The sequence below is a fragment of the Bacillus xiamenensis genome, assembly GCF_001857925.1.
Classification (GTDB): Bacteria; Bacillota; Bacilli; order Bacillales; family Bacillaceae; genus Bacillus; species Bacillus xiamenensis.
Window position 1 is genome coordinate 3,155,293 of sequence record NZ_CP017786.1, and the last position, 22,962, is coordinate 3,178,254.

Consider the following 22,962-nt stretch of genomic DNA (forward strand, 5'->3'; position numbering starts at 1 on the left):
CTCTTATTCCTGAATTGGTTTTCACAGGAATGAGGCATTATATATGTAGATAGAAATTTTGTTGAAAGCGAGTTGATCCTGATTGGATCTTTTATCAATAAAAAATCCAACGTTTCTAAAAGGAATGTCAAATGCAGAATTAGAGGAGCTTAGTGCTGAAATTCGCACGTTTTTAATTGAGTCGTTAGCGAACTCTGGCGGGCACATCGGTCCAAATCTTGGTGTCGTTGAACTGACTGTTGCACTTCATAAAGTATTTGACAGCCCGAAAGACAAATTCCTTTGGGATGTTGGACATCAATCTTACGTTCACAAGCTGTTAACTGGACGTGGTGCTGAGTTTGATACACTTCGTCAATATAAAGGGCTCTGCGGTTTTCCTAAACGAAATGAAAGTGAACATGATGTGTGGGAGACTGGGCACAGTTCAACCTCATTATCTGGCGCGATGGGTATGGCGGTAGCACGTGATATTAAAGGAACAGATGAATATATTCTCCCGATTATCGGAGATGGTGCATTAACCGGCGGTATGGCGCTTGAAGCACTGAACCATATCGGTGATGAAAAGAAAGACATGATTGTCATCTTAAATGACAATGAAATGAGTATTGCGCCAAACGTCGGTGCCATTCATACCATGCTTGGCAGACTGCGTACAGCTGGCAAATACCAATGGGTGAAGGACGAGCTTGAATACTTATTCAAGCGTATTCCAGCAGTAGGCGGAAAACTTGCTGCAACAGCAGAACGTATTAAAGACAGCCTGAAATATTTGCTTGTCTCTGGTATGTTCTTTGAGGAAATGGGCTTTACGTACTTAGGCCCTGTAGACGGACATTCCTATGAGGACCTTTTTGAAAACCTTGAATACGCAAAGAAAACAAAAGGCCCTGTTCTCCTTCATGTCATCACGAAAAAAGGAAAAGGCTATAAGCCGGCAGAATCTGATAAAATCGGTACTTGGCACGGCACAGGTCCATACAAAATTGATACAGGCGATTTTGTGAAACCGGCAGCGGCCGCACCGTCATGGAGTGGGCTCGTGAGTGAAACCGTCAGAAAGCTGGCGAGGGAAGACGAACGGATTGTCGCAATTACACCTGCGATGCCTGTTGGCTCAAAGCTTGAAGGGTTTGCAAAGGAATTTCCAGAGCGAATGTTTGATGTAGGGATTGCAGAGCAGCATGCCGCAACAATGGCAGCAGGGCTTGCAACTCAGAATATGAAGCCATTTTTGGCCATTTATTCGACCTTCCTTCAAAGAGCCTATGACCAAGTGCTTCATGATATTTGCCGTCAAAACCTCAATGTGTTTATTGGTATTGATCGTGCGGGTCTTGTCGGAGCTGATGGAGAAACGCATCAAGGTGTGTTTGACATTGCTTTCATGCGCCATATGCCGAATATGGTTCTCATGATGCCAAAGGATGAAAATGAAGGACAGCACATGGTCAACACAGCCATTCAATATAATGACGGTCCGATTGCCATGCGCTTCCCGCGTGGAAATGGACTAGGCGTCAAAATGGATGAACAGCTGAAAACCATTCCAATTGGTTCATGGGAAGTTCTTCGTCCAGGGAAAGATGCCGTTATTTTAACATTCGGTACTACCATTAAAATGGCGCTGCAAGCAGCAGAAGAACTGCAAAAAGAAGGAAAATCAATTCGTGTCGTCAATGCTCGTTTTATTAAGCCGCTGGATGAAGGAATGTTAAATGAAATACTGTCTGAAGGCATTCCAATTTTAACGATTGAAGAAGCTGTGCTCCAAGGTGGATTTGGCAGCAGCGTATTAGAATATATACACGATAAAAAAACGCCACATATAAAAGTAGAACGTATGGGCATTCCAGATGAATTTATTGAGCATGGAAGTGTCGATGCGCTTCTTGAAGAAATTGGACTGACGAAAACACAGGTGGCTGAAACTTTACGTGACCTGCTTCCTGCAGCACCAAGAAAAGGAATTGGATCATGACATCAAAGAAAGAACGACTTGACGTTTTATTAGTCGAACAAGGGCTAATGGAAACGAGAGAGAAAGCAAAGCGTGCCATTATGGCAGGGATCGTTTACTCAAATGAAAACCGTTTGGATAAACCAGGAGAAAAAATCGCTCGTGATACCCCGCTGACTGTAAAGGGGAATCCTTTGAAATATGTAAGCCGCGGCGGGTTAAAGCTTGAAAAAGCACTAAAAGAATTTGACTTAACAGTTAAAGGAAAACTGCTGATTGATATCGGCTCATCAACAGGAGGATTTACAGACTGTGCACTCCAAAATGGAGCGGTCAAATCCTATGCTGTTGATGTTGGCTACAATCAGCTCGCTTGGAAATTAAGGCAGGATGATCGAGTGATCGTGATGGAACGCACCAATTTCCGCCATTCTGTTCCAGCTGATTTTACCGAAGGATTGCCAGAGGTTGCTTCCATAGATGTCTCGTTTATTTCGCTCAAACTCATTCTCCCGGCACTTAAGCATATTCTTGTGCCAGGCGGTGACTGTATTGCCCTCGTCAAGCCTCAATTTGAAGCTGGCCGAGAGCTTGTTGGAAAAAAAGGCATTGTGCGTGAACCTTCTGTACACCTCGGAGTATTAGAAGAAATGAATCAATTTGCTGCAAAAGAAGGCTATGATGTAAAGGATGTATCATTTTCACCCATTACGGGCGGTGACGGAAATATTGAATTCCTGCTTCACTTGGTGCTTCGTCCTAATCAAGAGGAAAATACGGCCCTTCCAGTTTCTGCGCTTGAGAAAGTCGTCAAGGAAGCCCATTCCGTATTGAAAGAAAAGAAAAACAGTCCTGAGCCGGCTGACAAATGAGATCATTGAAATGAAAGGAATAATAGCTCGCTATTATTCCTTTTAGATTGTTGACAAAGGGCTAAAATGAACTTTATTTTAGCCCTTTGTCTTCTTTTCAGCGTGACCTGAAAACCTTTGCAGCCCTAGGAAGGACGAGTACCGGAGCGAATTTAACATTCGTGAGCACCGGTTGAGCACCGGCACGCATTATTCCTTTTTATATAGACAAAAGACGAGAATCGACAGTTTCTCACGTAATGCTTGTTTTTTGAAGTGTGCATCATATAACATAGAACGTAAAGACAAACTGAGAATGAAACGCCTACTAGGGGGGTCAAAATGAATAAAGGTCAAAGGCATATTAAGATTAGAGAAATCATTGCAAGCCAAGAGATCGAAACACAAGATGAATTAGTCGATATTTTGAAAGCCGATGGATATAACATTACACAGGCGACCGTATCAAGGGATATTAAAGAATTGCATTTAGTGAAAGTGCCAACGAACAACGGAACGTATAAATACAGCCTACCTGCGGATCAGCGGTTTAACCCGCTGTCAAAATTAAAGCGTGCTTTGATGGATGCATTTATTAAAATGGATGCTGCCAGTCATTTAATTGTTTTAAAAACCATGCCGGGGAATGCTCAGGCCATTGGTGCTTTAATGGATAATTTAGATTGGGAAGAAATTATGGGAACCATTTGCGGGGATGATACCATTTTAATCATTTGCCGCACGCCAGATGATACGGATACAGTTTCGGCCAAAATTTTAGAGCTTCTATAAAGAGATCAGGTTTACAAAAAGAGGTGTCAAATGAGTGTTAGCAGAACTAACCATTAAAAACTTTGCAATCATTGAAGAGTTAACGGTTTCATTTGAAAAAGGACTCACAGTTCTAACCGGGGAAACAGGTGCCGGAAAATCAATTATGATTGATGCTGTCTCACTTCTTGTAGGGGGAAGAGGATCATCTGAATTTGTCCGCTACGGTGAAAAAAAAGCAGAGCTGGAAGGGCTTTTTCTTGTACCAGCAGATCATCCTGTGTTTGCTTTATGCGAAGAGCAGGGGATTGACGCATCGGATGAAATGATGATTCTTCGCCGGGATATCAATCAAAGCGGGAAAAGCATCTGCCGCATTAATGGTAAGCTTGTCACCATCTCTCTTCTGCGAGAAATTGGCCGGCTGTTGCTCGATATACATGGACAGCATGATAATCAGCTATTGATGGAGGATGAAAATCATCTGCATCTGCTCGATCAATTTGGGGCAGAAGAAATTGCACCTGCTCTCATGCAATATCAAGAAGCGTATGATCAATATATGAAGACGGCCCAAAAGCTCAAACAGCTGTCTGAAAATGAGCAAGAGATGGTACACCGTTTAGACTTATTGCAATTTCAGCTGGAAGAGATTGAAGCGGCACAATTAGAGCCTGGGGAAGATGAGAAGCTTCAAGAGGAACGTCATCAAATCAGCAATTTCGAAAAGATCTACTCCTCGCTGCAAAATGCATATAATGCCTTGCGCAATGAGCAAGGAGGGCTTGATTGGGTTGGAATGGCCTCAAGCGAGCTTGAGCAAGTTTCTGACATCAATGAAGATTTAAAACAGCTCTCTGAACAAGTCTCGAACTCCTATTACCTATTAGAGGATTCGACTTTTCAAATGCGCAGTATGCTCGATCAGTTAGAATTCGACCCAGCTCGTCTTGATTTTATTGAGTCCAGGCTAAATGAGATGAAACAGCTGAAGCGAAAATACGGCACAACGGTAGAGGAAATTTTAGAGTATGCGGCTAAGATTGAAGAGGAAATAGATCAAATTCAACATCGAGACAGCCACCTGCAAACACTCAAAGACAAGCTTGATGCGTTAAGCCGAGATGCATTGCTTGAAGCGCTTAACGTTTCTGAGCTTCGCAAAAAATGGGCAAAAAAACTAGCGAAGCAAATTCAAGCTGAATTGAAGGATTTATATATGGAGAAATCGTCCTTTGATACGGCCTTTTCCGTTCGATATGCGCCATTTGGCAGTACGGATTGCCCGCTTTTAGATGGAAAGCCCGTTCAGCTCGGGAGAAACGGAATAGATCAAGCGCAATTTGTCATTTCTACTAATCCTGGCGAACCGATGAAGTCTTTGTCAAAAGTAGCATCTGGAGGAGAAATTTCACGTGTCATGCTGGCGGTGAAGAGTATTTTCTCCGCCAAACAAGAAGTGACATCCATTATCTTTGATGAAGTGGATACAGGCGTCAGCGGCAGAGTCGCACAGGCGATTGCTGAAAAAATTTATAAAGTAGCGGCAGGCTCACAAGTCCTATGCATTACGCATCTGCCGCAAGTAGCAGCAATGGCTGACACTCACCTCTTCATTTCTAAACGCTCTAAAGCTGGCAGAACACTGACGAGTGTCAAACCATTAAGTAATGAAGAAAAAGTGAGTGAAATTGGCCGGATGATTGCAGGCGTAGAAGTCACAGAGCTGACAAAACAGCATGCAAAAGAATTATTGCATCAAGCAAATGATGTCAAAACGACAGGGTAGCTGAAAAATCAGCTGCCTTTTTTATGTTGTCTGAAATTCACTGTATATACGCATGGAATCGTCTTTTTCTTTTATCAATTTATCCAATCATTTTCTACAGCTGCCGGTTATAAATCCTCGCTAAGAAGGCAAAAGTAAAGGTGTAGCCAAAACATTTATGTTCTGGTGTGGGTAAGGAGCGAGGAGAGTGAAAAATGAATGCCCGAAAAGATGAGAAAAGCCATTGGTGTTATTCTCCTTGTTTCTTTAATAAGTACAGGGTTTATGAGCATAGTGAAGGACTATATCAGCATTCCAACAAATGTCGCAGTATTTGAAAACGAGAAGCATTCGATTGAGACATCAATTGAAGCATCAGCCAATGCTTCTTCACCAGCCTTTAGTCTTTCAGACAAACAGAATCAACTTGAAGTAACAGGACAAAAGGCGGGAAAAGCCGAAATTGTTTATGATTTTAAAGGATTTCCTATTAAGAAAACAAAAGTTGACGTTCTCCCTGAATTAAAAGTCATTCCTGGAGGACAATCCATTGGTGTCAAGCTCCACTCTGTCGGAGTTCTCGTTGTCGGTTTTCATCAAATCACAACAGCAGACGGCAAAAAATCACCAGGTGAAGCCGCAGGCATTCAATCAGGGGATATGATCATTGAAATCAATGGTCAAAAGATGGAGAAAATGAATGATCTTACCCCATTTATCCAGAAAGCCGGGAAAACGGGAGAAACCCTTCATTTACTCATCAAAAGAGATCATAAAACCTTTCAAACAACATTAATACCCGCGAAAGATGCAAGTGAAGGCACCTATCGAATCGGTCTTTACATTCGTGATTCCGCAGCAGGAATTGGAACCATGACCTTCTATGAACCATCTTCTAAAAAATATGGTGCCCTAGGGCATGTGATTTCTGATATGGATACAAAAAAACCAATCGTCGTCGACAATGGTGAAATTGTCAGATCAACCGTAACATCCATTGAAAAAGGCACAGGAGGCAATCCTGGAGAAAAATTGGCCAGATTTTCTTCCGAGCGAAAAACAATAGGTGATATTTCTCGCAACAGTCCTTTCGGTATATTTGGTACGTTAACCGAAAAGCTCGAAAATCATGTAGCAGATCAACCACTCCCAGTCGCTTTATCGAATGAAGTAAAAGAAGGACCAGCAGAAATACTAACCGTTGTGGACCATGATAAAGTGGAGAAGTTTGATATTAAAATCGTCAGCACAACACCACAAAAATTTCCGGCAACAAAAGGAATGGTGCTGAAAGTAACGGATGAACGTTTATTAAGCAAAACGGGCGGCATTGTTCAAGGAATGAGCGGAAGCCCTATTATTCAAAATGGCAAAGTCATTGGAGCGGTCACTCACGTCTTCGTCAATGACCCGACAAGCGGGTATGGCGTACACATCGAGTGGATGCTGTCAGAAGCAGGAATTGACCTATATCAGAAAAACAAAAAAGCAAGCTGATCAAAAACTGCCGTGAATCTTTCGGCAGTTTTTTTCTCCCCTTTCTTTCTCTTTCCGCATGTTATAAAATAAGGAAAAAGAGATTTTTCGACAAAATGGAAAACAGCATGTTGTCAAATTGCGATAATCGTCGATTCATTAAGAAAAACGTAGAAAAAGCTAGATAATGCTCTATTATTCGGAAAATGAAAGTTTTTTAAAGGGGATAGCATGGTTTTGTCGAATTGAACACTCAGAAGAGAAATGCAAAAGACTAAAGGAATCGACATTGGGGAGGAAAGAACGTGGAGAAAATTAAAGTGTGTGTAGCTGATGACAATCGAGAACTTGTTGGCCTTTTGACAGAGTATATTGAGGGACAGGAAGATATGGAAGTACTTGGCGTGGCATATAATGGTCAGGAGTGTCTGACATTATTTAAAGATAAAGAGCCGGACGTTCTTCTCTTAGATATTATCATGCCTCATTTAGACGGTCTTGCTGTACTGGAACGACTTCGTGAAAACACTGATATGACCAAGCAGCCAAGTGTGATTATGCTAACGGCGTTTGGGCAAGAAGATGTAACGAAAAAAGCAGTCGATTTAGGCGCATCCTATTTCATTTTAAAGCCATTTGATATGGAAAACTTAGTAGGTCATATTCGTCAAGTCAGTGGAAACGGCACACAAATCACCCATCGATCTTCTTCTATCCAAAACAGTGTCCTTCGTAACAAACCTGAACCTAAACGTAAAAACTTAGATGCGAGCATTACGACGATTATTCATGAAATTGGCGTGCCAGCTCATATTAAAGGATATTTATACTTAAGAGAAGCCATTTCGATGGTGTACAATGACATTGAACTTCTCGGCAGTATCACAAAAGTATTGTATCCAGACATTGCGAAGAAATTTAACACGACAGCCAGCAGAGTAGAACGAGCCATTCGTCATGCCATTGAAGTTGCTTGGAGCAGAGGGAACATTGATTCCATTTCCTCACTCTTTGGTTACACAGTCAGTATGTCAAAAGCCAAACCGACCAATTCAGAATTTATTGCTATGGTGGCTGATCGTCTGCGTTTAGAGCATAGAGCTAGCTAAATATATGAACATGAAAAAACGTTTCTTCATTGAGGCGTTTTTTTATTTTTAAAAAACATTGTCAAAAAATGGTTAAATTGATAAAATCATCTTATGTTTAAATTGGACAAACGGGCAGCTTTATTTTCAGAATAAAATGAAAAATAAAGCATGAAAGAAATCAATATGACATAAAGTAGTGGTAATCAGCTACGCCAATCAATTGGCTTAACACCAAAATAGAAGAAGAAAACGCTTATTCGTAAGAAAAAGGATGAGAGCAAAAGGTCTTATGCAATTGGTAAATAAAACAAATAAGATCGAAAGTTCTATTTCTATTGACCTGATTGATTGGCGTTTTAAAGTCACTGGCTTCTTAGAGATTGTGCCTTTTGAACTGAATATTCCCATTGTCGAATTTAATAATTTTCACATTCTTTTACTATGCTATAATAATGAAAAGAAGAGGGTGAGGTTATGGGAAAGCTGAAAATCCACTCTGCTGAGGTTGCGAACGAAATTAGCAAGTGGACGAGGGTCATTTCTCAAAATGATCTGGAGAAATCTGTTGTCTATAAAGAGAAAATTCAGAATTTGCTAAAAAACACAGATGAAGATCGCGAAGTTCTCCTTTATTATCAGCTTGTCGACGGCAGACATGAAATGTTACTTGGAAATATTGAAAAAGCCAATCATATTATAAAAAGTGTCGGAACGCTGGATGAAAAAGCAGATGACATTATTAATTTTTATTTTTACTTTTACAAAGGACAGTATGCCGCGTATGTGAAAAAGTATGATGAAGCGATTAGCTTTTACAAAATTGCAGAGCAGCGCCTAAAACGGGTGAATGAAGATCTGGAAGTAGGAACTTTTCACCATAAAGTCGCTTCGATCTATTATGAACTTAAGCAGAATTTCATTTCCATTAATCATATAAAAAAAGCCATTGATACGTTCAAAGCGCATGAGGAGTACACATCGCAGGCGATTGATAGCTTAATTTTACATGCAAGCAATTGTATTGATTTATTTCAATTTGATGAAGCAGAAGAAAAGTATCAAGAGGCACTTGAGAAAAGTAAGCGCATTAACAATGAAGTGCTGATTGGAAAGTGCTATCACAATTTAGCGGTTCTTTATTATGCAAAACCCGATTATGAAAAAAGTGCGCAGTACGCCAAAAAAGGGATGAGCATTCAAATTCACCGTGACAATCGCCATTATTACATCCAATCTTTATATGTTTTGGCGAATGCCCTAGTTCATCTAGATGATCCTGAGGCGAAAGAATATATTAAAGAGGGTATTCAGTACAGTTGCGATATCCAAAATAATGAATATATAGTAAAATTTGAAATTTTAGATTTGATGTGCGAAAATAGTGGAGCAGCAGACGTATTCTCTGAAAAACTAGACTACATAGAAAAAAATAGATTATATGTGGAGCTTGAGGATTTGTCTGAACAAATATCGAAATACTTCAAGGAACGAAACGATTATCAAAATGCCATTCGTTTTCTTGAAAAGAAATTCGATGCACAAATACTTCAAAAGAAAGTGGAGGTTATCTTATGAAAAAGTTGTTGTTAGGTGTAACAATCGTTACAGCATTCGCAGTTGTTTCTTCCCTTTTTGCTCTTGACGCAGAGACGACAGAGCAAGCCATCAGAGCGATTACGTGATCGAATTGACCTGTTAACCTCTTCTCTCTTATCAGAAGAGGTTTTTTTATGTGCTCAGACTGGAAAAACGGAAATAGACACGTCATAATGAAGGTAATCATCATATTTAGAGGTGGCATATGACGAAAATTTTTGCACACAGAGGCTTTAAAGGAATGTATCCTGAAAACACCATGATCGCCTTTGAACATGCACTCCATTCTGGAGCTGACGGGATTGAGCTTGATGTTCAGCTGACCAAAGACGGCAGACTGGCAGTCATTCACGATGAGAAGCTAAACCGAACAACGAATATGAAAGGCTTAGTGAAAGACTATACATATGAGGAGTTAAAAAGAGGGGACGCGAGTCATTCTTTTTATGAAGAAACAGGTGCGGTGCAGATCCCCCTTTTAGAGGAAGTGTTAGAGCTAGTCACGCAGCGATCATCTTTTATGATCAATATTGAACTGAAAAACTCCATTTATCGCTATCCAGGGATCGAAGAAAAGGTGAAAGAGCAAATTGAGCACTTTCAGATTGAGGACCGGGTGCTGGTCTCATCATTTCATCATGGTAGCTTAGCTCTTTTTCACAAGCTGATGCCGCACATTGAACTGGCTGTCCTCACGATGGATGTCATTCATCAGCCGGAGATGTATTTAAAAACAATACCGGCAAAAGGGTACCATCCGAATATCAAGGGCGCTGGGGTGACAAAAGAGGTCGTATCGGCGCTCCATGCCGCCCATCAAGTGATCAGACCGTTTACTGTAAATAGTGAAAAGCAAATACGAAACATGTTCTCATTAGGTGTCGATGGCATTTTCACTGATTTTCCTGACCGAGCGGTGAGCATAAGAGAAGAAATGACGAAAAACCCTGCTAATCAATAGCAGGGCTCTTTTAATGCTCATCTTTGTTTAAAACGAGTGGTTACTTTATTTCGTTTGCGGTCTCTATATAAAATAAATCCAGCGACAACATAAAGACCTGCCCCTAAAAAAAACAACCCTGCAATTCCTTGCAGCCATAAATATGGAAATGGTGCAATGATGATGCCGAAAATAGTGTCGCGCAGCAGCTTAATTCCAAGTGCTGCAAAGGCGCCAGGTATTAATATAATCACTAATGCTAGGATTCTCCCCATCAAATGTCCCCTTAAACGTCATTTACTTCCATTGTCTAATTCAAAAAATATTTTGTCAAGAAAGGAAAACGTGGTAATATAAGAGTTGTGCAATTTTTTGCAACGGAAAAATATGGTGTGCAAAATTTTTCATATAAAGGGGTAACGGGATGCAGAGAGTCTTGATTGTCGGTGCGGGACAGGGTGGATCAGCACTGCTTGAAACATTGCTGAAAACAAATATGATTCAAATCATTGCGATCGCCGACCTTGATCTCGAGGCACCGGGGATGGTAGAAGCGAAAAAGAATGGAATTGACACGACAACAGATTGGAAAGAATACATAAAAGATGACATTGATATCATCATTGAAACAACAGGCAGTTCTGCTGTGCTAAAGGAATTGATTGAAGAAAAACCAGAGCATGCTGTGATTGTGCCAAGTTCGATGGCATACGTCATTTCAGAATTAATGGCTGAGAAACAACAGCTTATTCAAATACTCAAAGAACAAACCTATAAACATGACCGCATTTTTAATGCAACGAATGACGGCATGATTTTTATTAATATGGATGAAGAAGTGGTCCTATTTAATCGATCGGCTGCCAAAATGGTAGGGTGCTCACAAAAGGATGCGATCGGCCGCCACATTCGAGAAGTCATTCCAAACACAAAACTTCCCGATATTTTAAGATCCAGAGAGCCAGAATTTCATCAAAAACAATTTTTAAATCAGCAAATTCAAATTGTCACCACGCGTCTTCCGATTATTGATGACGCAGGGAAAATGCTTGGCGCTTTATCCATCTTTAAAGATATTACAGATGCGGTTGAGCTTGCGGAGGAAGTGACGAACCTCAAAGAAGTACGAACGATGCTTGAGGCCATCATTCAATCATCAGATGAAGCCATATCGGTTGTGGATGAGCAAGGAAAAGGTATTTTGATTAACCGTGCTTATACGAAAATGACCGGTTTAACAGACAAAGAAGTGGTTGGTAAACCAGCAGGTGCAGATATCTCTGAAGGGGAAAGCATGCACTTGAAGGTACTCGAAACAAGAAGACCGGTTCGCGGCGTCAGAATGAAGGTTGGACCAAACAAAAAAGATGTGATCGTCAACGTAGCGCCTGTGATTGTTGACGGCATTCTAAAGGGTAGTGTCGGTGTCATTCACGACGTATCAGAAATTCAATCACTGACGAATGAATTGAATAAAGCGAGACAGCTCATCCGTACACTTGAGGCCAAATATACGTTTGAAGACATTGTTGGGGAAAGTGAACAAATGCTTGTTGCACTTGAGCAGGCAAAGCTAGGCGCAAAAACGCCGGCAACCATTTTGCTGCGCGGAGAGTCAGGTACTGGGAAAGAATTGTTTGCGCACGCCATCCACAATGAAAGTGACCGTAAATATAACCGCTTTGTTCGTGTCAATTGTGCGGCATTATCAGAGACCCTTTTAGAGTCAGAGCTTTTTGGCTACGAGGAGGGAGCTTTCTCTGGTGCAAGGCGCGGCGGGAAAAAGGGGCTGTTTGAAGAAGCGAATCACGGTAGCATCTTTTTAGATGAAATTGGTGAAATGAGCCCAAGTACACAAGCGAAATTACTGCGCGTCATGCAGGAGAAAGAAATTGTGAGAGTGGGCGGAACAAAAGCGATACCTGTAGATGTCCGTGTGATTACGGCAACAAATGTCAATATCGAAAAAGCGATGGCAGAGGGAAAGTTCAGAGAGGATTTATATTATCGAATGAACAGATACCCGATATCTATCCCGCCGCTCAGGCAGCGACTTGAAGATATTGACTCATTAAGCAAGCGACTCATTCAGAAGATCAATTTAGACTATGGACGGAATGTCAACGGATTAACAGAACAGGCTCTCAATAGACTTCGCTCTTATAGTTGGCCAGGTAACGTAAGAGAGCTTGAAAATGTGCTTGGACGAGCCATGATCTTTTTAAATCCGCAAGAAGAATGGATCGAAGAAAGGCATATTGCCTTTATGGAGTCAGAAGCGCGTGAAGAAAAAGAGCAGCAGGAGCTTGATGTAAGTCAATTTGAAGGGGAGACGCTTTCAGATGCTGTTGAAGCATTTGAAGCGCAGTTGATCAAACAAACCCTTGAAAAACATCAATTCAATCGTACGAAAACAGCGAAAACATTAGGGATCAGTATTCGAAACCTTTACTATAAAATGGATAAATACCAGCTTGCAAAAGATAGCATGCAGTAACATGCACGTAATCTGCAAAAAATTGCACGAATTCTTCTCGGAAAGGTTCGTTTTTCACACATTTCAAGCTGGCACGGAACTTGCATATAAAAACACGAACCGAGCACAAGGAAAGGTGGGCAAGTATGAAGCTTGACGATCTGATTATGAAAGCCTCACAGTTGCAGAATAAAACAGCGGCTGTGGCTCATGCAGAAGACGAAGAAGTGCTTCAGGCCATCAAAATGGCCATTCAGCGAAAGGTTGCTCGCTTCCTGCTGGTTGGGAACAAACGTAGCCTAAAGGAGCTAGTCAAACAGCATGAGATCAATGAAGACTGGATAGATATTATTCACTCCGATTCACCCGAAGAATCTGCCAAAATTGCCGTGCAGGCAGTCAGTGAAAACCATGCAGATATTCTCATGAAGGGGCATGTCCCGACAGCCGTATTGTTAAAAGCTGTTCTGAATAAAGAGTATGGACTTCGAACAGCGAGTGTCCTATCACATGTTGCGGCATTTGAAGTACCGGGCTTCGACCGTTTTATTTATGTCACAGATTCTGCTATGAACATCGCACCGGATTTAAAAATGCTGAAAGAAATTACGGTCAATTCCGTTCAAGTCGCACATGCTGTTGGAAATGCCATGCCAAAGGTGGCGGTGCTATCTGCGGTAGAGGTGGTGAACCCAGCGATGGATTCGACGCTCACGGCTGCAAGTCTTGCGCAAATGAACCGCCGAGGTCAAATTTCTGGTTGCCTGATTGATGGACCGCTTGCTTTAGATAATGCCATCTCTCAAACGGCAGCTTCTCATAAAAATATTACGAGTGATGTCGCTGGTCATGCAGATATTTTGCTTGTCCCAACCATTGAAGCAGGCAACATTCTTTATAAATCCCTCATCTACTTTGCTCATGCAAAGGTGGGGGCTGTGGTGGCAGGAGCGAAGGCACCGATTGCTTTAACAAGCCGGTCTGATTCAGCCGAAAGTAAGCTCTATTCAATTGCACTTGCCATTTGTACATCAAATGAAGCGGAAGTAATAGGAGGAAAAAACAATGGAACTTTTTAAATATATGGAACGATACGATTATGAACAGCTTGTATTTTGTCAGGATGAGCAGTCTGGTTTAAAAGCCATTATTGCGATACATGATACAACACTTGGGCCAGCACTAGGCGGAACAAGAATGTGGACATATGAAAACGAAGAAGCCGCTATTGAAGATGCGCTGCGTCTTGCAAGAGGGATGACGTATAAAAATGCGGCAGCAGGCCTGAATCTTGGCGGCGGTAAAACGGTCATCATCGGTGATCCGAGAAAAGACAAGAATGAAGAAATGTTCCGTGCATTTGGACGCTACATTCAAGGGCTGAATGGCCGTTATATCACAGCTGAAGATGTCGGTACAACGGTAGAAGACATGGACCTTATCCATGAAGAAACAGACTTTGTCACAGGAATCTCTCCTGCATTTGGTTCTTCCGGAAACCCATCACCAGTCACAGCTTACGGTGTATATAAAGGAATGAAAGCAGCTGCAAAAGCTGCTTTCGGGACGGATTCATTAGAAGGAAAAACAATTGCCGTTCAAGGTGTTGGAAATGTGGCTTACAACCTATGTAAACACCTGCATGAAGAAGGCGCACAGCTGATCGTCACAGATATCAACAAAGATTCTGTTCAGCGAGCTGTAGAAGACTTCGGTGCAAAAGCGGTAGATCCTGACGATATTTATGATCAACCATGTGATATTTATGCACCATGTGCACTTGGTGCAACCATTAATGATGTGACAATTCCTAAGCTAAAAGCAAAAGTCATTGCAGGTGCAGCCAATAACCAGCTGAGAGAAACCCATCACGGAGATCTTATTCATGAGATGGGCATAGTGTATGCACCTGATTATGTGATCAATGCAGGTGGCGTCATTAACGTGGCTGATGAACTTTATGGCTATAATGCAGATCGTGCAATGAAAAAAGTAGAAGGCATTTACCAAAATATTGAGCGTGTAATTGAAATCTCAAACCGTGATGCCATTCCAACGTATAAAGCGGCAGACCGATTGGCTGAAGAACGAATTGAAAGAATGCGCAAATCAAGAAGTCAATTCCTGCAAAATGGCCAACATATTTTAAGTCGCCGCTAATTTGATGAATGAGTTGAAACGGAGGTTTTGTTTTTGCTGACAAAAGAATGGCGTATTCTCACGATTAATCCTGGCTCTACTTCAACAAAAATCGGTGTGTTTCATAATGAACGATCTATCTTTGAAACGACATTAAGACATACAGATGAGGAATTAAAGAAATTCCCTCATATCATTGATCAGTTTTCATTTCGTAAAGAAACAATTCTTAAAACGCTGCATGAACAGGGGATGAACATCTCAAAATTTGATGCTGTTTGCGCGCGCGGCGGTCTTCTTCGCCCGATTGAAGGAGGCACATATGAAGTAAATGAGCAAATGGTCAAAGATCTAAAAGAAGGGTATGCTGGCCAGCATGCCTCCAATCTAGGCGGAATTATTGCCCGAGAAATTGCACTTGGCCTCAACATTCCGGCTTTTATTGTGGACCCAGTGGTAGTAGATGAACTAAAGCCGATTGCTCGGATTTCCGGGCTGCCGACAATTGAGCGAAAAAGCATTTTTCATGCGTTAAATCAAAAAGCAGTCGCAAGAAAAACAGCCGCTTCTTTTGGAAAGCGTTACGAAGATTTGAACATGATTATTACCCATATGGGCGGCGGGATTACGATTGGTGTACATGAAAAAGGAAAGGTCATTGATGTCAATAACGGTCTCCATGGCGAAGGTCCTTTTAGCCCAGAGCGAGCGGGAACACTTCCGACAGGTGACCTTGTCACCCTTTGCTTTTCTGGTGAATACTCACAAGAGGAAATGCTCAAACGCATTATTGGTGAAGGCGGTCTTGCGGGCTATCTCGGCACGACAGACGCGGTAAAAGTAGAGCGCATGATCGAAGCTGGCGATGAGCGTGCAGCCCTTATTTATGAAGCGATGTGCTATCAAATTGCCAAAGAAATCGGTGCGGCGAGTGCTGTCTTAAAAGGGGCTGTTGACGTGATTGTGTTAACAGGCGGCCTTGCGTACAGCAAACAAATTACGTCAAGTATTAGAGGGTACATTGACTGGATTTCAGATGTTGTCGTGTACCCAGGTGAAAATGAGTTGCAATCCTTAGCAGAAGGTGCGCTCCGTATTTTAAAAGAAGAAGAATCACCGAAGGAATACCCAAATGATCAAAGGATGAAGAAAGGAGTGACAAGTCATGGCAACTGAATATGACCTCGTCATTCTTGGTGGAGGCACAGGGGGCTATGTAGCCGCTATCCGTGCCTCTCAGCTTGGATTGAAAACAGCAGTCGTAGAAAAATCAAAGCTTGGTGGAACATGTCTTCATAAAGGCTGTATTCCATCTAAAGCGCTCCTCAGAAGTGCAGAAGTCTATCAAACGGTGAAACGTGCCGCTGATTTTGGCGTTGAAGCAAGCGGCGTTGCCTTGCAATTTGCCAACGTACAAAAAAGAAAAACAGAGATTGTAGAAAAATTAGCAGGCGGCGTTAAACATTTAATGAAACAAGGGGAAATTGATGTATATGAAGGAATAGGCCGTATACTGGGGCCTTCTATCTTTTCTCCAATGCCAGGAACCATCTCGGTAGAAATGGCAAATGGAGATGAAAATGAAATGCTGATTCCAAAGCAGGTGATCATCGCGACAGGATCAAGACCACGCGTCTTGCCTGGACTTGAAGCGGATGGAATGCACATCCTCACATCAGATGATGCGCTTGAACTGCAAGAACTCCCTCAGTCCATGCTTATTGTTGGCGGCGGTGTGATCGGGATCGAGTGGGCATCCATGCTGAATGACTTTGGCGTAAAAGTCACAGTAATCGAGTTTGCTGATCGCATTTTGCCAACAGAAGATCAAGATATTTCTAAAGAAATGGAAAAGCTATTAACGAAAAAAGGCATCACCTTTGTGACAAATGCGAAGGTCCTGCCAGATTCCGTAGAAAAGCATGAAAATCTCGTTAAGATACAAGCGGAAAAGGATGGAGACATTCAATCGTTTGAAGCAGAAAAATTGCTCCTTTCAGTTGGCCGGGTGCCGAATGTGGAAGGCATTGGACTTGAAAACACGGACATCCAGATAGAAAAGCAAGGCATTGTTGTGAATGAGCATTATCAAACGAAAGAGTCACATATTTACGCGATAGGAGATGTCATTGGCGGACTTCAGCTGGCCCATGTCGCTTCCCATGAAGGCATGATTGCGGTGGAACATATGGCAGGTCAAGATCCAAAGCCGCTTGATGAAACACTCGTGTCTAAATGTGTTTACTCTCACCCAGAAGCCGCTAGTGTTGGACTGACTGAACAGGCGGCAAAAGAGCAAGGCTACGAAGTCAAGGTTGGGACATTCCCTTTCATGGCCATTGGAAAAGCACTTGTGTTTGGGGAGACTGATGGATTTGTCAAAATCATTGCCGATCAAAAGACGGATGATATCTTAGGGATTCATATGATTGGTCCCCATGTAACAGATATGATATCTGAAGCTGGATTAGCCAAAGTACTTGATGCAACTCCGTGGGAAGTGGGGCAGACGATACACCCGCATCCAACCCTGTCAGAGGCGATGGGCGAGGCAGCACTTGCTGTTGACGGAAAGGCGATCCATTTTTAATCAAGGAGGGAAACATGATGAGTAACATGCGTCATCAGGAATTAGGATTATCAGATGAACAAGCGATTGATATATATAAAACCATGCTTCTAGCAAGAAAAATTGATGAACGGATGTGGCTTTTAAACCGTTCTGGAAAAATTCCATTCGTGATTTCTTGTCAGGGACAGGAAGCGCAGCAAGTCGGCGCTGCTTTTGCCCTCAATAGAGAAGAAGATTACGTTTTACCTTACTACCGTGATATGGGAGTTGTCCTGGCATTTGGGATGACAGCGAAAGATTTGATGATGTCTGGTTTTGCGAAAAAAGACGATCCAAACTCAGGCGGGAGACAGATGCCGGGTCATTTTGGGCAAAAGTCAAACCGAATTGTGACTGGATCATCGCCTGTGACCACACAGGTTCCCCATGCGGTTGGAATTGCACTTGCTGGGCGTCTAGAGCAGAAGAACTTTGTCAGCTTTGTCACGTTCGGTGAAGGCTCTTCAAACCAAGGGGATTTCCACGAAGGCGCCAACTTTGCTGCTGTGCATAAGCTGCCTGTTATTTTCATGTGTGAAAACAATAAATATGCGATTTCCGTTCCGTATGACAAACAAGTGGCATGTGAACGCATTTCCGATCGTGCAATTGGGTACGGAATGCCTGGCGTGACGGTTGATGGAAATGATCCGCTTGAAGTCTATGCAGCGGTCAAAGAAGCGAGAGACCGTGCGGCACGAGGCGAAGGCCCAACATTGATCGAAACTATTTCTTACCGATTAACCGCGCATTCAAGTGATGACGACGATTCTAGCTATCGTGAAAAGGAAGAAGTGCTCGAAGCGAGAAAGAAAGATCCGCTCATTCAGTATGAAACGTACTTAATCGAAGGAAACGTCATGACTTCTGAAATGAAAGAAGAGATGACAACAGAAATTATGCAAATCGTAAACGAAGCCACTGATGAAGCGGAAAACGCAGCTTATGCTGATGCAGAAAGCGCACTTCATTACGTGTATGCGGAGTAAGGAGGAAGAAAAATGCCTGTCATGTCATATATAGATGCTATTACACTAGCGATGAAAGAAGAAATGCAGCGAGATCCGAAAGTGTTTGTGCTCGGAGAGGATGTCGGGAAAAAAGGCGGCGTATTTAAAGCGACAGCGGGTCTTTACGAGCAATTTGGAGAAGCGCGCGTGATGGATACACCTCTTGCAGAATCAGCGATTGCTGGTGTCGGCATTGGAGCAGCCATGTATGGAATGCGTCCGATCGCAGAGATGCAATTTGCGGATTTCATTCTGCCAGCTGTCAACCAAATCATTTCAGAGGCTGCAAAAATTAGATACCGCTCAAACAATGATTGGAGCTGTCCGATGGTCATCCGTGCACCTTACGGGGGCGGTGTACACGGGGCGCTTTATCATTCACAATCGGTTGAAGCGATTTTTGCTAATCAGCCTGGCTTAAAGATTGTCATGCCTTCTACACCTTATGATGTAAAAGGTCTGTTAAAGGCCGCAGTGCGTGATCCAGATCCTGTATTGTTCTTTGAACACAAACGTGCATACCGTCTCATTAAAGGAGAAGTGCCTGAGGAGGATTATACGCTTCCTATTGGAAAAGCAGATGTGAAACGTGAAGGCGATGACATCACGGTCATTACATATGGTCTTTGTGTTCATTTTGCCTTGCAAGCAGCAGAGCGCCTTGCGAAGGACGGAATTTCCGCTCATATTCTTGATTTACGTACCGTGTATCCACTTGATCAAGAAGCGATTATTGAAGCGGCATCAAAAACAGGCAAGGTGCTCCTTTTAACGGAAGATACAAAAGAAGGAAGCATCATGAGCGAAGTGGCAGCGATCATTTCTGAGCACTGCTTGTTTGATTTAGATGCACCAATTAAACGTCTAGCAGGACCTGATATTCCGGCAATGCCGTATGCACCGACAATGGAGAAATTTTTCATGGTCAATCCGGATAAGGTAGAAGCTGAAATGAGAGAGTTAGCGGCGTTTTAAGAAAGAGGAGGGTTTCAAGTGGCAATTGAACAAATGAAAATGCCTCAGCTAGGTGAAAGTGTAACAGAAGGAACCATTAGCAAATGGCTCGTTTCACCTGGCGATCATGTGAATAAATACGATCCGATTGCGGAAGTCATGACGGATAAAGTGAACGCAGAGGTTCCGTCATCCTTTACAGGAACGATCACAAAGCTATCGGCTGCAGAGGGAGACACACTTCAAGTAGGTGAAGTGTTTTGTGAAATTGAAGTAGAAGGCAGTGCGCAGCAGAGTGCAAAAGAAGCAGAAGCGGCACCTGTGCAAAGTGAAACAAAAGAAGCTGATCAAACAAATGCCGATCAGAGTCAAAAGAAACGATACTCTCCAGCAGTCCTTCGTTTAGCAGATGAGCACGGAATTGATTTAGCGGCTGTTCAAGGAACGGGAGCTGGCGGCAGAATCACAAGAAAAGATTTGCTGAAGCTTATCGAAAGTGGAGGCGTAAAAGAAACGGCAGCACCTGTGAGTGATGGTACGGGTCAAACGGAGCCTGCGCAGCCGTCACAAGCAAAAACAGCTCCTTCTATCTCTTCAATGCCTGGAGATGTTGAACTGCCGGTCACACCGATTAGACAGGCGATTGCCGCCAATATGCTAAGAAGCAAACACGAAATTCCGCATGCCTGGACGATGATGGAAGTGGATGTGACAAATCTTGTGACGAGAAGAAATCAGCTAAAAGATCAATTCAAAGCAAAAGAAGGCTTTAATTTGACGTTCTTTGCATTCTTTGTCAAAGCAGTGGCTCAGGGCTTAAAAGAATTCCCTGAAATGAACAGCATGTGGGCTGGAGATAAAATTGTGCAAAAGAAAGCGATCAATGTATCCATTGCTGTTGCTACAGATGACGCTCTTTTTGTCCCAGTGATCAAAGATGCGGATGAAAAGACGATTAAGGGTATCGCCAAAGACATTCATGAGCTTGCTTCCAAGGTGAGACAAGGCAAGCTGAAACAAAGTGATATGGAAGGCGGCACTTTCACTGTGAACAACACAGGATCATTTGGTTCGATTCAATCAATGGGGATCATTAACTATCCGCAAGCCGCTATTTTACAAGTAGAATCAATCGTGAAGCGTCCAATGATTGTAAATGGCATGATTGCAGCAAGAGATATGGTGAACCTTTGTCTCTCATTAGATCATAGAGTACTTGATGGTCTTGTATGCGGCAGATTCCTGCAAAGAATTAAACAAATTCTTGAAGGCATCGACGAGCAGACGTCCGTCTATTAAGTCATTTATGTTTCCCCTTCTCACAAGGAGAAGGGGATTTCCACATCAATCAGAAAGGAGCGGCGATATGTCTGGACTAGATTTCTTTGCTTTCCTTACCGTGGGTCTTATGTTTATGACAGCCATTGCGTTCGCTTTTCTTCGATATATTTCCAAATCACGCAATCATCCTGAACGATTACTGCTGATCATATCTATCGTTTCAATCATTCAAATCGCTTATTGCTTGTTGATGGTAGGCGGGTTTAAAGGAGTCGCCAATAGTTTTTTAGGGATTTCCCTTCTTTTAGGGACACTGCTAGGCTATGCACTTGAATATTTATACAGACGTTATATCAAAAAAACGCCCGAATCGAAATGATGCGGGCGTTTTCTCTATTCTGCTGGAACGATAAAGGTCAAATGCTGTTTTAATACTTCAAGTGAAGAAGGAGCAGTCATATATACCTCACCATCTGTATCTGCATCCATTTCTTCTTTTGTATGGATATGAATGCGTGATGCTTGAATAAGAGACAGGTCTCCTGTAAAATCCTCTAGCTCTTCCCGGTTCATTGAAAAAATCTCTTTTAAAGCAGAGAAACTCGTATTTCTGCAAATTAAAATTTCGGCTTTTCCATCATCAATTGCCGCATTTGGCAGATCTATTTTATTTGTACCGATAAAATGCCCATTCATGACAAGGACGATGACTGCTTCCTCTTCCCAGTTTTCCTCTTCGGTTTCAATTCGAACGTGAAACGGATCTGTTTGCTGAATGGTTCGAATAGCGCTCGTGAAGTAGCTGATTTTTCCGAGTACGGCCTTTTCTTTGTCGTTGATATTATTAGAGGTATCTGCAATAAGCCCGATCCCCCAAAAGTTTAAAAGATATCGATCTTCTGCTTTGATTAAGTCGACCTTTTTTTTAGCGCCGTCTATGATGACTTGAGCGGCTTTTGGCATTTGCTGAGGTATGCCCAGCGTTCTAGAAAAATCATTGCATGTTCCGCCAGGCAATATCGCGACTGCCGGCCTTTTTTCTAAACCGCCAATTCCGTTCATACATTCATGGACGGTTCCATCCCCGCCTAATATAATCAGCAGTTCAACCGTCTCATCCATCTCACGGCAGAAATGATAGGCATCATGTGGCCGCTTTGTCGGTTTAAGGATGAGTTCATCCATATGTAAAGAAAGAAGAGGCACTGTTTGACTTAGAGTTTTTTCCATGTTTTTTTGTCCAGCATTTCCGTTATAGATAAGCATCGCTTTTTTGAATTGTGCCATCATGCCATTCTCCCTTTCATCACTTTATTATCACTTTTCCCCAATCCCACAGCTCATAAACGATCTTCGGAAAAAGTGAAAAGGGCAAGACAACACATTTGCCCGCCAGCGTTTTCCTTGATATGATGTAGTTAAAACGCTTTGGTACGTAGAAGGAGTGGACGGATATGAATATTGATTTTAATTTATTTATGAATGATATTGTGAAACAAGCGAGAGACGAGATCAAGCAGGCAGGCTACACGGAACTGACAACAGCTGAAGAGGTTGATGAAGCGCTGACGAAAAAAGGAACGGCACTTGTCATGGTGAATTCAGTTTGCGGCTGTGCTGGCGGTATTGCAAGACCAGCAGCTGGTTATTCTGTTCATTACGATAAGCGTCCAGATCAATTGCTTACAGTGTTTGCTGGACAGGACAAAGAGGCAACGGCAAGAGCACGTGAATACTTTGAAGGCTACCCGCCATCTTCGCCATCGTTTGCCCTATTAAAAGATGGAAAAATAATTACAATGGTAGAGCGCCATGAGATTGAGGGGCACGAACCAATGGAAGTGGTGTCAAAACTTCAAGCCGCTTTCGATGAGCATTGCGAAGAAGTATAAAATGTTACTTTTGAATGAATAAATACGAAGCAGTCCGGTCTTTTGGCCGGTCTGTTTTTTGTTTTATAAGACATAAGAATCAAAATAATTTTAGCAAAATACTATTGCATATCAAAAAGAAAGTGTTTAAAATACATTATAGT

Annotated in this window: 20 protein-coding genes; 18 read left to right on the forward strand and 2 right to left on the reverse strand. The window is 42.3% G+C overall.

Annotated elements, in window-relative coordinates:
- The first annotated feature begins 82 nt into the window (after window positions 1-82).
- The 8 genes from dxs to BK049_RS16170 all read left to right on the forward strand — a co-directional run bounded on the left by dxs (window position 83) and on the right by BK049_RS16170 (window position 10,477).
- The gene (gene dxs, locus BK049_RS16130) at window positions 83-1,984 is read left to right on the forward strand and encodes a 1-deoxy-D-xylulose-5-phosphate synthase (protein WP_071168950.1); all 1,902 of its coding nucleotides are present in this window, start codon (window positions 83-85) and stop codon (window positions 1,982-1,984) included.
- Window positions 1,981-2,835 (forward strand): TlyA family RNA methyltransferase, encoded by an 855-nt coding sequence (locus BK049_RS16135; protein ID WP_071168951.1) that lies wholly within the window; start codon window positions 1,981-1,983, stop codon window positions 2,833-2,835. Before dxs ends, BK049_RS16135 begins: the two co-directional genes overlap by 4 nt.
- 321 nt (window positions 2,836-3,156) lie before the next feature.
- A complete protein-coding gene (ahrC, locus tag BK049_RS16140; protein WP_008358598.1) occupies window positions 3,157-3,606 on the forward strand; it encodes a transcriptional regulator AhrC/ArgR in 450 nt (149 codons plus the stop codon).
- 34 nt (window positions 3,607-3,640) lie between these two features.
- Window positions 3,641-5,374 carry a DNA repair protein RecN gene (gene recN / locus BK049_RS16145; RefSeq protein ID WP_071168952.1) on the forward strand — a complete coding sequence of 578 codons (1,734 nt, stop codon included), beginning with the start codon at window positions 3,641-3,643 and terminating at the stop codon, window positions 5,372-5,374.
- Between the two features lie 198 nt (window positions 5,375-5,572).
- Window positions 5,573-6,850 carry a SpoIVB peptidase gene (spoIVB, locus tag BK049_RS16150; RefSeq protein WP_071168953.1) on the forward strand — a complete coding sequence of 426 codons (1,278 nt, stop codon included), beginning with the start codon at window positions 5,573-5,575 and terminating at the stop codon, window positions 6,848-6,850.
- A 284-nt stretch (window positions 6,851-7,134) separates the two neighbouring features.
- On the forward strand, window positions 7,135-7,938 hold the full coding sequence (gene spo0A / locus BK049_RS16155) for a sporulation transcription factor Spo0A (RefSeq protein ID WP_008358592.1): 804 nt from the start codon (window positions 7,135-7,137) through the stop codon (window positions 7,936-7,938).
- A gap of 456 nt (window positions 7,939-8,394) precedes the next feature.
- Complete coding sequence (locus BK049_RS16165) at window positions 8,395-9,495, forward strand: Rap family tetratricopeptide repeat protein (RefSeq protein WP_008358589.1); 1,101 nt, start codon at window positions 8,395-8,397, stop codon at window positions 9,493-9,495.
- Window positions 9,496-9,721: 226 nt separating this feature from the next.
- Window positions 9,722-10,477 (forward strand): glycerophosphodiester phosphodiesterase, encoded by a 756-nt coding sequence (locus tag BK049_RS16170; protein ID WP_071168954.1) that lies wholly within the window; start codon window positions 9,722-9,724, stop codon window positions 10,475-10,477.
- 17 nt (window positions 10,478-10,494) lie between these two features.
- Here the strand turns inward: BK049_RS16170 and BK049_RS16175 are convergent, their stop codons facing one another.
- On the reverse strand, window positions 10,495-10,731 hold the full coding sequence (locus BK049_RS16175; RefSeq protein WP_008358585.1) for a DUF2627 domain-containing protein: 237 nt from the start codon (window positions 10,729-10,731) through the stop codon (window positions 10,495-10,497).
- A 149-nt stretch (window positions 10,732-10,880) separates the two neighbouring features.
- On the opposite strand from BK049_RS16175, the gene BK049_RS16180 reads away from it, so the two are divergent.
- The 9 genes from BK049_RS16180 to BK049_RS16220 all read left to right on the forward strand — a co-directional run bounded on the left by BK049_RS16180 (window position 10,881) and on the right by BK049_RS16220 (window position 21,306).
- The gene (locus BK049_RS16180) at window positions 10,881-12,953 is read left to right on the forward strand and encodes a sigma-54 interaction domain-containing protein (RefSeq protein WP_071168955.1); all 2,073 of its coding nucleotides are present in this window, start codon (window positions 10,881-10,883) and stop codon (window positions 12,951-12,953) included.
- 125 nt (window positions 12,954-13,078) lie between these two features.
- The gene (yqiS, locus tag BK049_RS16185; protein ID WP_071168956.1) at window positions 13,079-14,011 is read left to right on the forward strand and encodes a phosphate butyryltransferase; all 933 of its coding nucleotides are present in this window, start codon (window positions 13,079-13,081) and stop codon (window positions 14,009-14,011) included.
- Entirely contained in the window at window positions 13,998-15,092 is a 1,095-nt protein-coding gene (gene bcd / locus BK049_RS16190; RefSeq protein ID WP_008358578.1) for a branched-chain amino acid dehydrogenase, read from the forward strand. Before yqiS ends, bcd begins: the two co-directional genes overlap by 14 nt.
- Before the next feature lie 33 nt (window positions 15,093-15,125).
- The gene (gene buk / locus BK049_RS16195; RefSeq protein WP_008358576.1) at window positions 15,126-16,247 is read left to right on the forward strand and encodes a butyrate kinase; all 1,122 of its coding nucleotides are present in this window, start codon (window positions 15,126-15,128) and stop codon (window positions 16,245-16,247) included.
- Entirely contained in the window at window positions 16,237-17,661 is a 1,425-nt protein-coding gene (gene lpdA / locus BK049_RS16200) for a dihydrolipoyl dehydrogenase (RefSeq protein ID WP_071168957.1), read from the forward strand. The genes buk and lpdA overlap by 11 nt, the downstream gene beginning before the upstream one ends.
- A gap of 17 nt (window positions 17,662-17,678) precedes the next feature.
- A complete protein-coding gene (locus BK049_RS16205; protein ID WP_071168958.1) occupies window positions 17,679-18,671 on the forward strand; it encodes a thiamine pyrophosphate-dependent dehydrogenase E1 component subunit alpha in 993 nt (330 codons plus the stop codon).
- 12 nt (window positions 18,672-18,683) lie between these two features.
- On the forward strand, window positions 18,684-19,667 hold the full coding sequence (locus tag BK049_RS16210; protein WP_008358569.1) for an alpha-ketoacid dehydrogenase subunit beta: 984 nt from the start codon (window positions 18,684-18,686) through the stop codon (window positions 19,665-19,667).
- A gap of 18 nt (window positions 19,668-19,685) precedes the next feature.
- Entirely contained in the window at window positions 19,686-20,945 is a 1,260-nt protein-coding gene (locus BK049_RS16215) for a dihydrolipoamide acetyltransferase family protein (RefSeq protein ID WP_071168959.1), read from the forward strand.
- Window positions 20,946-21,012: 67 nt separating this feature from the next.
- Window positions 21,013-21,306, forward strand: coding sequence for a YesK family protein (locus BK049_RS16220; RefSeq protein ID WP_008358565.1), 294 nt, complete (start codon window positions 21,013-21,015; stop codon window positions 21,304-21,306).
- A gap of 14 nt (window positions 21,307-21,320) precedes the next feature.
- On the opposite strand, the gene BK049_RS16225 is transcribed toward BK049_RS16220, so the two are convergent.
- Window positions 21,321-22,214 (reverse strand): YegS/Rv2252/BmrU family lipid kinase, encoded by an 894-nt coding sequence (locus tag BK049_RS16225; RefSeq protein WP_071168960.1) that lies wholly within the window; start codon window positions 22,212-22,214, stop codon window positions 21,321-21,323.
- 167 nt (window positions 22,215-22,381) lie between these two features.
- Here BK049_RS16225 and BK049_RS16230 point away from each other — a divergent pair, with 167 nt between their 5' ends.
- On the forward strand, window positions 22,382-22,819 hold the full coding sequence (locus tag BK049_RS16230) for a BrxA/BrxB family bacilliredoxin (RefSeq protein WP_071168961.1): 438 nt from the start codon (window positions 22,382-22,384) through the stop codon (window positions 22,817-22,819).
- Window positions 22,820-22,962 lie beyond the last annotated feature (143 nt).

Coding starts and splice junctions, on each gene's coding strand:
- BK049_RS16135 (WP_071168951.1), top strand. CDS start 1,981: ATGACATCAAAGAAAGAACGACTTGACGTTTTATTAGTCGAACAAGGG.
- ahrC (WP_008358598.1), top strand. CDS start 3,157: ATGAATAAAGGTCAAAGGCATATTAAGATTAGAGAAATCATTGCAAGC.
- spoIVB (WP_071168953.1), top strand. CDS start 5,573: ATGCCCGAAAAGATGAGAAAAGCCATTGGTGTTATTCTCCTTGTTTCT.
- BK049_RS16165 (WP_008358589.1), top strand. CDS start 8,395: ATGGGAAAGCTGAAAATCCACTCTGCTGAGGTTGCGAACGAAATTAGC.
- BK049_RS16170 (WP_071168954.1), top strand. CDS start 9,722: ATGACGAAAATTTTTGCACACAGAGGCTTTAAAGGAATGTATCCTGAA.
- BK049_RS16175 (WP_008358585.1), bottom strand. CDS start 10,731: ATGGGGAGAATCCTAGCATTAGTGATTATATTAATACCTGGCGCCTTT.
- BK049_RS16180 (WP_071168955.1), top strand. CDS start 10,881: ATGCAGAGAGTCTTGATTGTCGGTGCGGGACAGGGTGGATCAGCACTG.
- yqiS (WP_071168956.1), top strand. CDS start 13,079: ATGAAGCTTGACGATCTGATTATGAAAGCCTCACAGTTGCAGAATAAA.
- bcd (WP_008358578.1), top strand. CDS start 13,998: ATGGAACTTTTTAAATATATGGAACGATACGATTATGAACAGCTTGTA.
- lpdA (WP_071168957.1), top strand. CDS start 16,237: ATGGCAACTGAATATGACCTCGTCATTCTTGGTGGAGGCACAGGGGGC.
- BK049_RS16205 (WP_071168958.1), top strand. CDS start 17,679: ATGAGTAACATGCGTCATCAGGAATTAGGATTATCAGATGAACAAGCG.
- BK049_RS16210 (WP_008358569.1), top strand. CDS start 18,684: ATGCCTGTCATGTCATATATAGATGCTATTACACTAGCGATGAAAGAA.
- BK049_RS16220 (WP_008358565.1), top strand. CDS start 21,013: ATGTCTGGACTAGATTTCTTTGCTTTCCTTACCGTGGGTCTTATGTTT.
- BK049_RS16225 (WP_071168960.1), bottom strand. CDS start 22,214: ATGGCACAATTCAAAAAAGCGATGCTTATCTATAACGGAAATGCTGGA.
- BK049_RS16230 (WP_071168961.1), top strand. CDS start 22,382: ATGAATATTGATTTTAATTTATTTATGAATGATATTGTGAAACAAGCG.